General features: G+C 64.0%; 12 protein-coding genes. 5 read left to right on the plus strand and 7 right to left on the minus strand.

The annotated features are described in order from the left end of the window. Positions 1-12 precede the first annotated feature (12 nt). Positions 13-2,469, minus strand: a complete 2,457-nt coding sequence (locus tag NL528_RS02710; protein ID WP_309181193.1) for an adenylate/guanylate cyclase domain-containing protein — start codon at positions 2,467-2,469, stop codon at positions 13-15. A gap of 176 nt (positions 2,470-2,645) precedes the next feature. Further along, on the minus strand, positions 2,646-4,712 hold the full coding sequence (locus tag NL528_RS02715) for an AsmA family protein (protein ID WP_309181194.1): 2,067 nt from the start codon (positions 4,710-4,712) through the stop codon (positions 2,646-2,648). Between the two features lie 223 nt (positions 4,713-4,935). On the opposite strand from NL528_RS02715, the gene NL528_RS02720 reads away from it, so the two are divergent. From NL528_RS02720 to NL528_RS02730, 3 genes are read left to right on the plus strand one after another with little or no spacing between them, the layout of a single operon-like run. After that, entirely contained in the window at positions 4,936-5,610 is a 675-nt protein-coding gene (locus NL528_RS02720; RefSeq protein WP_074271797.1) for a Crp/Fnr family transcriptional regulator, read from the plus strand. A 55-nt stretch (positions 5,611-5,665) separates the two neighbouring features. Continuing rightward, complete coding sequence (locus NL528_RS02725; RefSeq protein WP_309181195.1) at positions 5,666-5,878, plus strand: DUF433 domain-containing protein; 213 nt, start codon at positions 5,666-5,668, stop codon at positions 5,876-5,878. Beyond that, positions 5,875-6,198 (plus strand): DUF5615 family PIN-like protein, encoded by a 324-nt coding sequence (locus NL528_RS02730; RefSeq protein WP_309181196.1) that lies wholly within the window; start codon positions 5,875-5,877, stop codon positions 6,196-6,198. The genes NL528_RS02725 and NL528_RS02730 overlap by 4 nt, the downstream gene beginning before the upstream one ends. A 110-nt stretch (positions 6,199-6,308) precedes the next feature. On the opposite strand, the gene NL528_RS02735 is transcribed toward NL528_RS02730, so the two are convergent. The 4 genes from NL528_RS02735 to NL528_RS02750 all read right to left on the minus strand — a co-directional run bounded on the left by NL528_RS02735 (position 6,309) and on the right by NL528_RS02750 (position 12,816). After that, complete coding sequence (locus NL528_RS02735) at positions 6,309-9,476, minus strand: efflux RND transporter permease subunit (protein WP_309181197.1); 3,168 nt, start codon at positions 9,474-9,476, stop codon at positions 6,309-6,311. Next, the gene (locus NL528_RS02740) at positions 9,476-10,396 is read right to left on the minus strand and encodes an efflux RND transporter periplasmic adaptor subunit (RefSeq protein ID WP_309181198.1); all 921 of its coding nucleotides are present in this window, start codon (positions 10,394-10,396) and stop codon (positions 9,476-9,478) included. Before NL528_RS02740 ends, NL528_RS02735 begins: the two co-directional genes overlap by 1 nt. A 162-nt stretch (positions 10,397-10,558) precedes the next feature. Next, positions 10,559-11,230 carry an OmpA family protein gene (locus NL528_RS02745; protein ID WP_309181199.1) on the minus strand — a complete coding sequence of 224 codons (672 nt, stop codon included), beginning with the start codon at positions 11,228-11,230 and terminating at the stop codon, positions 10,559-10,561. Positions 11,231-11,379: 149 nt separating this feature from the next. Beyond that, the gene (locus tag NL528_RS02750) at positions 11,380-12,816 is read right to left on the minus strand and encodes a caspase family protein (protein ID WP_309181200.1); all 1,437 of its coding nucleotides are present in this window, start codon (positions 12,814-12,816) and stop codon (positions 11,380-11,382) included. A 377-nt stretch (positions 12,817-13,193) separates the two neighbouring features. On the opposite strand from NL528_RS02750, the gene NL528_RS02755 reads away from it, so the two are divergent. Together NL528_RS02755 and NL528_RS02760 are read left to right on the plus strand one after the other, a co-directional pair. After that, on the plus strand, positions 13,194-14,000 hold the full coding sequence (locus tag NL528_RS02755; protein WP_074271791.1) for an N-acyl homoserine lactonase family protein: 807 nt from the start codon (positions 13,194-13,196) through the stop codon (positions 13,998-14,000). 12 nt (positions 14,001-14,012) lie between these two features. Beyond that, positions 14,013-14,894, plus strand: a complete 882-nt coding sequence (locus NL528_RS02760; RefSeq protein ID WP_309181201.1) for an NAD(P)-dependent oxidoreductase — start codon at positions 14,013-14,015, stop codon at positions 14,892-14,894. A gap of 192 nt (positions 14,895-15,086) precedes the next feature. Here the strand turns inward: NL528_RS02760 and NL528_RS02765 are convergent, their stop codons facing one another. After that, positions 15,087-15,620 (minus strand): MarR family transcriptional regulator, encoded by a 534-nt coding sequence (locus NL528_RS02765; protein ID WP_309181202.1) that lies wholly within the window; start codon positions 15,618-15,620, stop codon positions 15,087-15,089. Positions 15,621-15,630: the final 10 nt, after the last annotated feature.

A 15,630-nucleotide genomic window follows, 5' to 3' on the forward strand; every position in this document is an offset into this window, starting at 1 on the left:
ATAGCGCCGCGCTCACTGTATTCGGCGGCGTTCCCGGGCGGGGACCGCGACGACATTGTCCGCAACCTCGCGCCAGCGCAGAATCTCCGCCGCCAGCACCGGATGATTGAAACCTTTCAGGTTGAGATCGTCGATCGGCCGGGCCTCGACAAACGCCTCGACCATGCCGAGGACGCGGCGGCTCACCACGATCTGGTTGGCCTTGGCTTCGTCGCACAGCCGTGAGGCCAGGTTGGTGACGCTGCCGATCGCGGCGTATTCGAGCCGATGCTCGAAACCGATCTGGCCGAGCGTGGCATAGCCGAGCGCGATGCCGATGCCGAAGCCGAGATTGTGGCCGCGGTTGCGCCAGCGCTCGGTCAGCGGGCCAATGCTGTCGCGCATCTCCACCGCCATCTTCACCGCCCGTTTGGTGTGGTCCTCGAACTGGATCGGCGCGTTGAACAGGATCATCACGCCGTCGCCGGCATATTTGTCGAGCGTGCCCTCATATTTGAAGATCAGTTCGCCGAGGGCGGCGTGATATTCGCGCAGCACGTTCATTGCCTCTTCCGGCTCGGTCTGCTCGGTGAACGCGGTGAAGCCGCGCAGGTCGCAGAACACCACCGTCACCTCGCGGCGGTGGCTGTCGAGCAGCCCTTCATGGCTGTCGGAGGAGGCGATCAGATGCGCCACCTGCGGCGCCAGGAAACGCTCGAGCCGGCGGATGCGTTCGATTTCGCCCAATTGCGTCTCGACCCGCTGCTCCAGCGATTTGTTCCAGTCCTTGAGCTGGTCGGTCTGCTCCTGCAGCTTGTCGGCCTGCTGGCGCACGGTCGAGTTCGCGGTTTCCAGTTCCCGGCTTTTGTGGTCGACTTCGGAGAACAGCCGCGCATTCCGCATCGCCAGCACCGATTGGTGGGCAAAAGTCTTCATCAGCCCGATCAGGTTTTCGGAAAATTCGCCGGCATTTTTGCGCAGCACCACCAGCGATCCCAGCACGCCCTTTTGGTCGACCAGCGGCACCACCAGCACCGAATGGAAACCGGCCGCCACCGCCGCTTCGCGCAGCGGATGATCTGCGCTGGCGTCGAGATTGGGGATCGCGATCGGCTCGGCGCGCGCGGCGGCCTCGCCGAGCGGGCTGCCGTCCTCGTCGATGGCGAGGTGCCCGCCTTCGGCCGATTTGTCGATGCCGATCGCTTCGGTCAGGTTGAATTGATGGTTGGCGGCGTCATAGCCGTAGATCAGCACCGCGTCGGCGTGGGTGATTTCGAGCGCGCGGGCGGCGACCGTCGGCAGCACGGCGTTGAGATCGAGCGAGGAGGAAACCGCGCGGCCGACTTCCTCGAGTACCTTGAGTTCGTTGATCGACTGCGCCAGATCCCGGGTCCGCTCCTTCACCTTCCATTCGAGGTCGGAATAGGTTTCGGCAAGCTGCCCGGCCATGCTGTTGAACTGGGTGGCGAGCTCTTCCAGTTCGTCGGAAGTATGCACGTCGATGCGGTGGTCGAATTCACCGGCGCCGAGCCGCCGCGCGCCGGCGCGCAGCGCCGTAATCGGCACCAGCATCCGCCGCGCCAGCACGGAACCTGCGATGATCGCGACCACGAGGCCGAGGCCGATCAACAGCGCGATCCGCACCAGTTGATCGCGGATCGGCGACAGCGCCTGCGCCGTGGGCTGCTCGAAGAACACGTTCCAGCCGAGTTTCGGCACCGCGCTCGAGGTGGTGAGCACCGACTGGCCATCGGCATCGGTGCCCGAGGCCAGCGGCACGCCATCAGGCGCCAGCAGGGCTGCAACCTGCGGCAGGCCCGAGAGATCCTTGCCGATTTCGGGGCCCTTGGTCGAGCTTGCAAGCACCTGGCCCTTGGCATCGACGATATAGGCGAAGGCGGCCTTGCCGACCTGCGCATCGCCCAAAAAGTCCGACAGGAAGCGGAGGTCGATTTCGGCGACGGTGATGCCGGCATTGAAGCCGGAATGCGACACCGCGATCGACATGAACGGCTGCTCGTCCCGGAAATAGGCCGGCGCAAAACTGGTGCCGCGGGCGCGGGTTTCGGTGAAGGTGGCGTCGCGGGAAAAATCCAGATTGCTGCCGTACGAGACGCCGCCCTGGCGCGACAGCCGCAGCGTTTCGCGGCCGTTGCCGCTGATCTGGGAGAGCTGGCTGACCCACGGCACCTGGCTCAAGAGCTGCGCATAGTCGGCGCGGCGATCTTCGATCTTGGTGGAGGAGGCGCGCGTCACCCAACCGATCTGCCGCTCGAGGTCGGCCATCGACTGCTCGATCCGCCGTTCCGTCGCCTCGGCCTTTTCCGACATCGCATCCGTCAGCGAGCTCTTGATGCCGCGATAGCTGATCCAGGTTTCCAGCGCGCCGTTGACGGCCAGCACGAACACGACGAGGCCGACCAGCGCGATGACGTATTTGGCGAACAGGCCTTCGCGCAGGAACCAGATTTTGTCCTTGACCCCGTTCATCCAGACCCTCGTGCGCCACCTCCGGGTGCGCGCATCCGCTGTCATCGCCGCGGAGCAGGCTCCACGGCGCAGCGGCCGCGTTCGATGGCGGCCGTCTCAACCATCATCTGCTTAGCACAATTTGGTGGCGGCAGGCCGGGGGTACGCCACCATGGTTAGCCCCGATTTTGGGCAGGTCAGCGGTTGAAAAGCTGCCGCAGAACCTCGTTCATGGGCTGGTTGTCCGGCTGCGGCGAGGCATCGTTCGGCACTGGCGCCGACGGGGCGGGCGGGGCTGCCTGGGCGGGAGAGGCTGGGGCAATATTGCGGCCCTGGCCCACGCCACCGGTCCGTGCGCCTTGACCGGTCCCGCCTTGATTCACGCCGCCCTGGCCCAAACCGCCGTTCAATCCCTGCTGCAGCAGATTGCCGATGGTCTCGCCGAGCTGGCCGCCGAGCGGATCGGCCGGCTTGCCACCGCTGCTTTGCCCGCCGGCTGTTCCCTGGCCTTGTCCGCCGCCGATCAGTCCACCGAGCCCGCTCAGCCCGCCGAGCCCGCCGCCATTGGCGCCGAACAGGCCCTTGCCCATCTCCTTCAGCTTGGCGTAGGCGGCGTCGGGATTGTCCAAGATACCCTGAATGTCCGGATAAATGCGCGGCTCGGCCCAAGGACCGTCGATCATAACGGGAATGCCGAGTCCGACCGGGTCGCCGGCGCGGCCCTGGCCTTCGGTCGTCATCACGAGCTTCGGCTCGACCCGAAATCCGATCTGCTTGGTGCCGAGGTCGATGGTGCCGACGCCGGTCAGCTTGACCAGCGGGCCGACCAGATTGAGGTCGGTGGTTTGGGCCTGGCCCTTGTCGATCTTGAACGAGGCGGAAAGCTGCGTGAGATCGGTGGCCTGCTCTTTGTTCTCCTGCCACCCCGACAGCGTGCTCGATGTCAGCGAGCGGATCATCTGGGCAACGTTGAGCCCGCGAATGGCGCCGTCCTGGAACACCACGAATGCCGTTCCCGACAGGTTCGACATGATGGTGCGCTGGCTTGTGCCTGTGGAACGCACGCTGATCTTTGCCTGCATCTTGCCGTCGAGCTTGTCGAAATCGGCGAGGCTGCGCAGCAGCGGCAAGGCGCGCACCCCGGTGAGGTCGGCCCGCAGCGCGAAGGCCGGATTGCCGGTCGAGACGTCGATGGTGACGTCGCCATTGGCATTGCCGTCATAGGCTCCGAGATTGGAAATCTGGGATTTCAGTACGCCGCTTGCGAGCGTGGCGTCGATTGCGGCCGGCGCGAAATGACCGTCGCCGAGATTGAGCTCGGCCGCGGAAATCCGCGCCTGCGCATCGACATAATTCAGGCCGTTCAGGTCGATCGATGCATTGCTCCAGGGCTGCGCCGCGGCGCCTGCGGCGCCATGCGACATCGCGACATCCAGCCGCTGGAAGTCGAGATCGAGCTTCACCAGCGGCTTGCTCGCCAGATCCACCGAGGCCCATCCGTTGAACGCGCCGTCGCCCAGCGCGCCGGTCAGGCCGTTGATCATGACGACCGAGCCGTTGAGCCGCACCTCCGCCTTGGCCGTCAACGGCGCCTGCAACAGGCCCGGCACTTCAAACGTGAGTTCGGTCGGGATATTTTGCCGCTCGATCGGCGGGGCCGGCGGCGCGGCCTTGATGTCGAATTTGAGCGCGTGCTCGGCGGCGCGCGCATTGCCGGAAATCCGAACCTTGCGGTCGCCGGCGACGGCGATGTCGGCGTTGATGGTCTCGACTCGATCTTCGACGCGGTCGTGCAGATTGGAAAACACCACGGTGCCGCCGGTGACGCTGACATGCTCGATTGAAAAAGCGCCGGCTGGGCCGGACGCTGCAGGTTTGGAAGCTGGCTTGGCGTCCCTCAGCCGCTCGCGCTGCAGCGGCACGTTCAGGACCGGGCGAACGATCACGAGTTCGGTGATCTCGGGGCGGCCCGACCACACGCTGGCCAGCGTCACATCCGCCTGGATGCTGCTGGCGGTGAGACGGTTGTTGATGTCGCGATCGTTCGGGTCCTGCAGCGCGATGTCGCTCAAGGTGATGTTGAGCGACGGCCAGAGACCTATTTTGGCTCCGCCGTTGATGGCGAGCCTGTATCCGGTCTGGCGTTCGACCCGCTCCTGGATCTGCGAGGTCAGGAAGCTGGAGGGGACGCCGATCACCAGCAGCAGCGCCAGGACGACGATCACGGCGCCGATGGCGGCCCCGGCGATTTTCAAAGCTCTCATTTCGACATTCCAGACCGGGCAAGCGGCATCGAATTCGGCGGCGCCATAAGCGGGCGCGGGCGGTTGCGCGAGCTTATCCCGGAAAGGGGATATCGCTCAAAGCGGCTAAAAATAATCCGAGGGTACTGCAAAGTTATGTGACTTATGACACACTTCCAGAGCGCTGAATCTTGCTACCGCCGTCCTCGGGGGGGGGGGCGGGGTCGATCTGGAAGGCAATACAATGAGTAAACAGGCCGAATTTGCGGTCATCCTGAAAATGAACCCGATGTTCGCGGACTTGGGGACCGACGAACTGCAGCGGATTTCCAGCCTTTGCCACACCCAGCAGCTTGGGGTCGGTGAAATGCTGTTCCAGAAGGGGGACCCCGGCGACGCCTTGTACGGGGTTCGCCGCGGCCAGATCCGCATCGAGACCGGCGCCTCGGACGGCAGCCGGCTGACGCTGAACTTCATGGGCCCGGGCGACCTGTTCGGCGAGGTCGCGGTCCTGGACGGCCAGAGCCGCACCGCGGATGCCGCCGCGGGCGAGCCGACCGAACTGTTCGTGCTGCGGCGGCAGGATTTTCTGTCGCATCTCGAACGCGAGCCGAAGGTGGCGATCAAGATCATCATGCTGCTGTGCCAGCGCATCCGCTGGCAGAGCGAGCGGATGGAGGAATCCATGCTGCAGCCGCTGCCGGTGCGGCTGGCGCGCCGGCTCTGTGCGCTGGCGGCCGATTTCGGCTCCGAGGTCCACATCTCGCAGGAGCAACTCGGCGTCTTCGTCGGCGCCGCGCGCGAAAGCGTCAACCGTCAGCTCCAGCTCTGGCGCAAGGACGGCATCCTCGACCTGCAGCGCGGCCGGATTTTACTGCAGAACCTGACCAAGCTGACGGCGGTGGCAAGGAACGAGTAGGGGGGAGGCGCCCTGGTATTTGCGCGTGTGCCGGGTGAAGGTGTAATCTGTAAACATGAAACAGCCGATCGTCTCGATTAGCCCTGATATTATGGGCGGCTCCGCTGTGTTCCACGGGACAAGAGTTCCCGTACAGACGTTGCTTGACTATCTCGAGGCCGGTGAATCGATCGATGATTTTCTCGCTGGGTTCCCATCCGTTACGCGAGAGCATGTCATCGCGTTCCTGGAGGAAGCCAAGACGCGAATGGTCGAAGCGGCTTCGTGAAGGTCCTGCTCGACGAATGCGTCGACTGGCGCCTGGCGCGTGATATCATCGGCCACGACGTCAAGACCGCTCGTCAAATGGGCTGGACGACGATCAAGAATGGAGAACTGTTGGCGCTAGCGGGCGAACAGTTTGAAGTATTCGTCACCGTGGATCGAAACCTGTCCTTTCAGCAGAATCTGGTTTCTTATCCGATCGCCGTCATCGTGCTTCATGCGAAAACGAACCGCCTTGCCGATCTCAAGCCGCTGGCGCCAAAGCTCGCGGCGGCCATCGAGTCCGCACGGCCCGGAGTCGTCGAGTTCATTGACGCTGACTAGGCGGTCTCGTCCTCAGCGAGAAAAGCCGCATAGCGCAGGGCCTCGTCGATGTCGCCTGCGTAGCGCTGGGTCAACAGTTCCGCGCCCGCCGCATCGCACGCGTCTCGCTCCTACTCCGCCGCAGGCGACACCATGGCCGGTGGCGGCGGCGCGGGCGGCTCCTTGGCCGGCGGCTCGGCGTGATGATCGGACGGCGCGTGCTCGGTCTCGCCGTGTGAAACCAGCAGCATCTTGCCGAAGCGCCAGATGAACGCGCCGATATCGTCCATCATCATGAACATCGCCGGCACGAACACCAGCGACAGCACCGTCGAGAACAGCAGGCCGCCGATCACGGCGAGCGCCATCGGCGAACGGAATTCGCCGCCGGCGCCGAACGCCAGTGCTGACGGCATCATGCCGGCCGCCATGGCAATGGTCGTCATGACGATCGGGCGGGCGCGCTTCATGCCGGCGTCGATGATCGCTTCATCGCGCCGCTTGCCGTCGCGGATCGCCTCGACCGCGAACTCCACCAGCATGATGGCGTTCTTGGTGACGATGCCCATCAGCATCAGGATGCCGATCCATACCGGCGTGGTGAGCTGCTTGCCGGTCAGCAGCAATGCGGCAATGGCGCCGCCGATCGAGAGCGGCAGCGAAAACAGGATGGTGATCGGCTGCAGGAAGGTGCCGAACAGCAGCACCAGCACCGCGTAGACCATCATCAGGCCGGCGGTGATGGCGGTGGCAAAGCCTTCCGACAATTCGTTCAGGCTTTCGGCGTCGCCGGACGGGCTGACCTTGACGCCCTTCGGCAGGCTTTTCATGACAGGCAGCTCGTAGATCTTCTTGGTGGCGTCGCCGAGTGCCGCGGTGCCGACGAGGTCGGCCGCGACGGTGGCCTGCCGTTCGCGGTCGTAGCGGTTGATGCTGGTCGGGCCCTGGTCGAGCTGGATGTCGGCGACAACGGACAGCGGCACGCCGCCGCGTTCGCCGCGCTGGCCCAGCGGCACGCGCAATTGTTCGAGCATCTGCAGGTCGCTGCGGGCATTGTCCTCGAGCTGGACCCGGATCGGCACCTGGCGGTCGCCGGCGTCGAATTTTGCGAGCGCCGGACCGACGTCACCGATGGTGGCGACGCGGATGGTCTGCGACAGGCTTTCGGTGGAGACCCCTAACCGCGCCGCCAGTTCGGCGCGCGGCCGAATGCGAAGCTCGGGCCTGTCCAGCGCGGTTTCCGAGATCACGTTGGCGATGATCGGAATCCGCTTCATCTGGGTCGCCAGTTCGCTGGCGACATTGTTGACGATGTTGCTGTCGGTACCGGTGACGACCAGCGAGATCGCGCGAAGCCCGTTTTCGTCGAGGAACCAGAAGCGGATGTCGGGAACGTTCTCGAGTTCCTTGCTGATGTCGAGTTCGAGCAGGCGTTGCGTGTGTGCGCTGTCGCGTTCAGTCTTCGGCGTGTAATTGATGATCAGCGCGGCGCGCCGCACCTCCAGCGTTCCCGGCGGCACGCGGCCGCCGTCGACGAACACGCTTCGCACCTCCGGGCGCTTGCGCAGGCGCGCGACGATCTCCTCGGTCACCTTCTCGGTGTAGGCGAGTTGCGAGCCTGGCGGCAGCTCCATCGCCAATAGCGAGCGCGCGGTATCCTGCGCCGGCAGGAAACCCTGCGGCAGCAGCGTAATGCTCCAGATCGAGGCCGCGAAGATGCCAAAACCGATCAGCACCGTGATCAAATAGTGCCGCACCGACCAGGTCACGAGTTTGGTATAGGTCGCCAGTACGCGGCCGGGCGGCGGGTCTTCGTGGTGAGTGTCTTTGAGGAAGTAGGCGGCCAGCACCGGCGTGACGAAGCGCGCGGCGAGCAGCGAGAAGAACACTTGCACCGAAACCGTGATGCCGAACTGCTTGAAGAACTGCCCGGCGATGCCGGACATGAAGCTGGCCGGCGCGAAGATCGCGATGATGGTGAGCGAGATCGCGATCACGGCAAGGCCTATTTCGTCGGCGGCCTCCAGCGCCGCGCGATAGGGCGTCTTGCCCATGCGCATATGGCGGACGATGTTCTCGATCTCGACGATGGCGTCGTCTACCAGGATGCCGGTCGACAGCGTGATGGCGAGGAAGCTAACGAGGTTGAGCGAGAAGCCGAGCAGGTCCATCGCCCAGAACGCGGGGAAGATCGACAGCGGCAGCGAGATCGCCGCGATAATGGTGGCGCGGATGTCGCGCAGGAACAACAGCACGACGATCACAGCGAGAATCGCCCCTTCGAACAGGGTCGAGATCGCCGCTTCGTAATTGCCCTTGGTGAATTCAACGGAGGTGTCGATCAGTTTCAGGTCGACATCGGGATAGGCGACCTTCAGCGCATCGATCCGCTTCTGGACCGCGGCCGCGACCACAACGTCGCTGGCGCCCTTGGAGCGCTTGATGCCGAGCGCTACCACGGGCTCGCCGTTGAAGCGGGCGAAGGTGCGGCGGTCGGCAATGGTGTCGGTGACGGTGCCGAGATCGTCGAGCCGGACCTCGCCGCCGCCGAACAGCGGGATCATGGTGCCCGCGAGTTCGTTGAGCGTCTTGGCGCCGGCCAGCGTGCGGATGGCCTGATCGTTCTTGCCGATTTCGGCGCGGCCGCCGGCGAGATCGACATTGGTGCCGCGCAGGATCTGGCTGACATTGACCGCGGTCAGCCCCGCGGCCTGCAGGCGATCGGGATCGAGCGACACCAAAATCTCGCGCTCGACACCGCCGATGCGCTCGACCTGGGCAACGCCGCGGACGCCCTGCAGCGCGCGTTTGACGACGTCGTCGACGAAATAGGACAGTTGCTCCGGCGTCTTGCCGGGCGAGATCGCGGCGTAGGTCACGATCGGCAGGCCGATCACGTCGACGCGCTGGATCAGCGGCTCGGTGACGTTCTGCGGCAGGTTGGCTCGAACCCGCGTGACGGCGTCCTTGACGTCGTTCAGGGCGCGGTCGGTGTTGGTCTCAAGCGCAAACTGGATCGTCGTTACCGACAGGCCGTCGGTGATCGATGAGGAAATATGCCGCACACCCTCGACGCCGGAGATGCCGTCTTCGATGGTCTTGGTGACCTGCGATTCCAATTCCGATGGTGCGGCGCCGAATTGGGAGACCGCGACCGAAATCACGGGAATGTCGGCCGAGGGCAGCCGCGTCACCGCGAGCTTGGTGAAGCTGACCCAGCCCAGCACCAGAAGGATGATCGAAAAGACGATCGAGGGCAGCGGGTTCCGGATCGACCATGCCGAGATATTCAAAGCCATTAGCGTGTCCGCGTGCGATCGAGTTCGTCGGCGAACATGGTCTTGATCTGGTCGCCGTCATGCAGGGAGGAGCCAGCGTCGGCCACGACGGTTTCGCCGACGTCGAGGCCTTCAAGAATTTCCGTCGAGGTGTCCGACGTCAGTCCGACCCGGACCTTTCGGGTTTCGACAACGTTGCCCTTGACGACCTGCAGGGTCAGGCGATCGATCGCGGTGCGCGGCACGGCCACGCCGCAACTGCGCTTGGCGTCGATATTTGCGCGGGCGAACATGCCGACCTTGAGTGAGGGATTGTTGGTCAGCGATATCCGGACATGACCGAGCTGGGTGGTGCGGTCGATCTGCGGCGAGATCTGCCGGACCTTGCCGACCAGATCGGGCGCGTCGTCGCGGCTGATCCGCACCGTCGCGCCCGGATTGAGTTTCAGTAGATGGATGCTCGGCACCTCGGCGTCCAGCTCGATTTCGTTGTTGATCGAAATCCGGAACATCGGCCCGGCCTGGGGCGAGGCCGGCGCGCCAACCGCGGTTCGCACTTCCGTGACAAGTCCGGGGCCGGGCGCGCGCAGCGAGATCGACGTTGGTCTTGCGCCGCCGCCCTGTTGCAGCGGCGGTGGGGTCAGGCGCGCCAGTTCCTGATTATCGGTGACCATGTCGCCTTCGTGGACGAAGAGATCGGTGACCTTGGAACCCTCCTGGTCGACGCCGACCTGGGCCTCGCGGCGCGGCACGATAAATCCGGTGACCCGCACCATGTCGGAAAAGCAGGCATTGGTGGATTTGGTCACGATGACCAGCGCCTGGCCCGGAGTTTCCTTTTCCTCAGGGTGGGAGCGGTGCTCGAACCAGTAATATCCGGCGCCCAGGACGACAAAGAATGCTACTCCGAGCGCAGGTTTGAGGTATTCGGAGAGGTTCATCGCCGGATCAATCCAGACTTGAAGTCAAATGAGGCGGGGCGCATTGGGCCGGCCGGGAAGTTCTGAATGAACCCCAAAACGAATACGTCCCGCAAGGGTGCTGCGGGACGCATTGTAGCCGGAAAATCTTGGTCAGCGCCACGCCGTTTGCTTGATCGCGCTTTACTTGGACGCGGTCGCCTTATTTTCCATGTTCACGACCTGGACCCGGCGGTTCACTTCCGCCATCGGCTGGCTCGGGTCCTTGAGCTTGGTCTTGCCGTATCCGACGGTGACCAGATCGCTGCCGTTGATGCCGTATTTGTCGACTAGGTAGCGCTTGATCGAATCGGCACGGCGCTCGGACAGGTCCTGGTTATAGGCTTCGCCGCCGGCCGCGTCGGTGTGGCCTGCGACCACGAAGGTCGAGCCCTTCAAATCGACATTGGTCAATGCGCGCCCCAGCGCCTGCACAGAGGGCAGCGACTTGGCGCTGATATCGGCCGAATTGTAGTCGAAGTTGATTTCCAGATCGATCTTGGGCTTGTCCTTGACGATGGTCGCGATCTCTTCGCGCTCGGTGATCGACAGCGAACGCGTGTTGCGGCCACGGATGGTCTGCACGAACTTGGTTTCGGCGGCGGCTGCGGCCGGATCGGTCTGGGTCTGCGGGCCGACCGACAGGCCGCGGGTCAGGGGCTTCTTTTCAGCCGGCGCGAGTGCGCGGACGATCTGATCCTCGGTGACGTTGTCGTCGCCGGCGCGGGCGGTTCCTGTGCCGACGGAAAGCGCGGTGCCGATGGTCATGATCGAAAGGATCGCGGTAAGACCTTTGGTTGCAGAGATCTTTGACATTGCCAGTCCCTCCTGCGTGCGTTCCGCGCGGTTCCAAACGTGATGCAAATAAACTGCCGGACCATCGGTCCCGGGCTAACTACTTTAACTTTTAGTCTATGACGCCCCGCCGGGGTTCGAGGGGCGCCGGCCTTCACCTCGAAATATCGTCACTGTACCCCGTAATCGGCGAATTCCTTCGCGATATTCGGGTCCATGGCCTTGGCGTTGTTGATATCCAGATCGCCTTCCGAAATCGAGCCGTTGCGCTTCTTGGCCAGCCCCCGCCCGTACAGCGAGGAGGTCAAACGCGGGTTGATCTTGAGGGCGGCGTCGAAATCGGCAATCGCGTTCTTGGTCTGCCCGCTCTTCAGGTTGACCAGCCCCCGGCTGTCGAGGGCATCGACGAAATTCGGGCGCAGCCGCAGGGCTTCGTTGCAATCCTTCAGCGCGGCCTGCAGGTCGCCGATCACCGTGCGGGCCCAGCAACGGTTGTTAAAGGCTTCGACGTCCTTGGGGTTCACCCGCAGCGAATTGTTGAAGTCCTTGATCGCCAGGTCGTAGGCGCCCTTGCTGGCATAGACCTGTCCGCGCCGGTACAGCGCCGCCGCATCGTCGGGATTGTCGATGAGCTTGGCGGTCAGGCTCTTGATGGTCGGATCGTCGGCCAGCGCCAGCACGGTCGGGGTCTCCGCGGGCTTGGCCGGAACCGCCGGCGGGGCCGGCGGCGGAATCACGACTTCAATCTGCTTTGGCGGCGGCGGCAAAGGCGGCGGTTCCGGCGCAGGCGCCGGAGCGGCCACCTGCGGCGCCGGGGCCGGAGCGGGCGGGGGAGCCGCGGGCCGCGGGCCCGCGCCGCCGGGGATGAACGAGAAATCCTCCGCCAGCGACGATGAAATCCACGGCACCTGCTCCTGACGCGAGGCGCGGGTGACGCCGACGCGGGTACGGTTGAGCGTTTCCTCCGCCATCAGGTCGGGGGTGCGAATTTCCTTCAGCAGTTCCCGCACGAACAGGCTGCGATCAGTGCCATTGTCGGAGATGACGGACGAGAGCGCGGCGGAATACATCACCAGCGTGCCGTTCGGGGCGATCACCGGCGCAAGGCCGGCCGAAAAGCTGCGGAACCGGCGCTCGAACGGATTGCGCCTGGAGGCATCGATCAGGGCGATCTTGACGCCGGCGCCGCGGCTGTTGATCTCGCCTAGCACGGTTTCGAGGCTAAAACCGTCACGGCGAACATCCGGCTCGGTCCAGATCTGCGCATCGACCGGGATCATGTAGCTCTGGCGGCTCGACTGGACGCCGAATCCAGAGAAGAAAATCAGCACGACCGAGCCGGGCTTGATCTTGCCGTAGAGCTTGTCGAAGGCGCGGCGCATCGCGTCGCCGGTCAGGTTTTCGCCGATATCGACGTTGAAGCCGTCGCGCTTGAGCTCGTCGGCGACGTCGCGCGCGTCGTTGATCGGCTCCTTCAGCGGCGCCTCGGCATCCGGATATTTCGCGTTGCCGATGACCAGCGCAAAGCGGTCGCCGGCCGCAAGCGACGGGACAATCGATGCCGCTGAAAATATCAACGCAGCAAACAATGCAAGACGAATTTTCATAATCGCGGCAATCCAGATCACGGCGGTCCAGCCAAAACAGCGCCGATCCCAGCTTGCGCCTCGGCGACTTTACGCTACGCAAACCGCATTATCAAACCGCGCCTGCAGGCCGTCAACCGCTTGCAAGGCCGTCGTTAATTGCGACAATTAACCGCGACGAGGCGAGGCGGAGGCGAGGGAATAAATCGGGCTTGCCGTGACCGTCGCCACCCGCTCTCGCGGCCGATGACGGAGGACCCGCAATGTGACCCGTCTCACATAGAATGCGCCATGCCGTCATGCCGCGGTCACGCGCGTTCCGCGGGTTTGACCTTTCCGGATGACGATGGCTTGGTGCAGGCGTCGGCCAACCGCGACCCACAAGAAAAGTGACACCGATGGGAAATGCTTACGAAATCTATGCCTTGCGCTATGCGACGATGTCGCCGCGCACCCCTCATTTGAACTTCCTGGTGCCGGATCCGCACGAGACCACCGCGCAGGACCTCGATTATTTCGTCTGGCTGATCCGCGGGCATGGCCGCGAGATCCTGGTCGATACCGGCTTCAATGCCGATGAGGCGAAGGCGCGCTCCCGCAAGCTCACGCTCAACCCGGTCGACGCGCTGGCCAATTTTGGCGTCAAGGCCGAGAGCATCAAGGACGTGGTCGTCACCCATTTGCATTACGACCACGCCGGTAATCTCGACCGCTTTCCCGGAGCCCGGTTTCACCTGCAGGATCGCGAGATGAGCTACGCGACCGGACGCTGCATGTGCAACAGCACGATCCGGCATCCGTTTTCGGTCGAGCATGTCACGACCATGGTCCGTCATGTCTATGGCGAGCGCGTCACCTTCCATTCCGGCGATGGCGAGATCGCGCCCGGCGTGACCGTGCATCGGGTCGGCGGCCATTCCGACGGCCTGCAGGTGGTGCGGGTCGAGACCGCGCGCGGGCCGGTGGTGCTGGCCTCCGATGCTGCGCATTACTATGCCAATCTGCAGCGCCGCAGCCCGTTTCCGATCGTCTATAACGTCGGCGACATGGTGCAGGGCTGGGAAATTGTCGAGCGTCTCGCCGGTCATCCCGACCGGTTCATCCCCGGCCATGACCCGATCGTGAGCGAGATCTATCCGCGCGCCAGCGACAAGGTCGATGCGTTCGCGCTGCATCTCGCGCCGTCGCGTTCTTTCGTGAAGTAGGTTCAGATAGGCATGTCAGAGTACAAGACCGTCGGCTTTATCGGCCTCGGCGTGATGGGCGAGCCGATCTGCCGAAATCTGGTGAAGAAGAGCGGCAAGCGCGTGGTTGTGTTCGATCTCGCGCCGGAGCCTTTGGCGCGCATGCGCGCGGAAGGCGCTGAAATTGCGGGTTCGGCTGCCGAAGTCATCAAACAGAGCGATCTGTTGTTTCTCTGCCTGCCGAGCGCCAAGCATGTGCGCGCGGTGTTCGAGGGCGACGGCATTCTGAAGAACATCAGGCGCGGCCAGGTCGTGGTCGATCTCGGCACGTCGTCGGTCAGCCAGACCCGCGATTTCGCAACGCAGTTGCTGGCCAAGGGTGCGGCGTGGGCGGATGCGCCGATCGCGCGCACGCGGCAGGCGGCGCAGGATGGCACGCTCAGCGTCATGGTCGGTGCGGCACCCGCGCTCTATGCCGCGATCGAACCGCTGATCCGCTGTTTCGCCACCGATGTCACCCATTGCGGCGAGGTCGGTGCGGGGCAGGTGACCAAAATCCTCAACAACATGGTGCTGTTCGAGACCGTCAACGCGCTAGCAGAGGCGGTTGCAGTCGCCAGGCACAATGGCGTCGATCCGAAACTGTTGCTCGATACGTTATCGAAGGGCTCGGCCGACAGCTTTGCGCTGCGCAATCACGGCATGAAGGCGATCGTGCCGGGCAATTTCCCCGAGCGCGCGTTCTCGACTGAATATGCGCTGAAGGATCTGTCCTACGCGCTGGAACTGGCCGCTGACGCCGGATTGAGGATCCGCGGCGCGGAACTGATGGGCGAGGTGTTGCAGGAAGCGATCGATGCGGGGTCGGGGGATAATTATTTCCCGGTGATCGCGAGGCACATTGATCGGGCGTAGTCGCTACATCCGTCATTGCGAGCCAACGGGTCGGCGCAGAGCGCCGCCCGATGACAGGCTCCGCGAAACAATCCATCTCGCCGCGCGAAGAAAGGAAGAAAGAATGGATTGCTTCGTCGCGGAGTTTATCATCGGGCCGGCCAAAGGCCGGACCCGTTGGCTCCTCGCAATGACGTGGAGGGAGAGCGTGGCTCAATACGCCTCTTTCGCGTCCGCCTCCTGGCTGGTCTGGATGAGGTCAAAGCTCTGTTCGATCTTGCCGAGCAGTGCTGCAAAATCCTTTCGCTCCTGCGCGGACAGGCACGACAGAATCTCCTGCTCCTTGCGCAGCAGGCGCGGGATCAACTCCTCGTACAGCGCCTTGCCCTTGCGGGTCATGCGCAGGCGGAATTCGCGGCGGTCGTCCGCATTCTCGACGCGCTCGACCAGTTGCCGCTCCATCAGCGCCGTAACCGCGCGGCTGATGGTCGATTTATGGGTCCGGGTGCACTGGGCGATGTATTGTGCACTGCAGGCGTCATTGCGGAAACCGAGCGTCGCCAGCACCCGCCATTCCGGGATGTCGAGCCCGTACCGCGCCTGATACTCGCCGGACAGCGCGGAACTGACTTCGGCCGCCAGCCGGTTCAGGCGAAACGGCACGAAATGGAAAAGGTCGAGCCGTCGCTTTCTGGCGGCGGTTTCCTCGCGGGAGTCCGCATCGACCCCGGATCGGGTCCGGGGCATGCTCTCGCCT

The sequence above is a fragment of the Bradyrhizobium sp. Ash2021 genome, from assembly GCF_031202265.1.
In the GTDB taxonomy this organism is placed as follows: Bacteria; Pseudomonadota; Alphaproteobacteria; order Rhizobiales; family Xanthobacteraceae; genus Bradyrhizobium.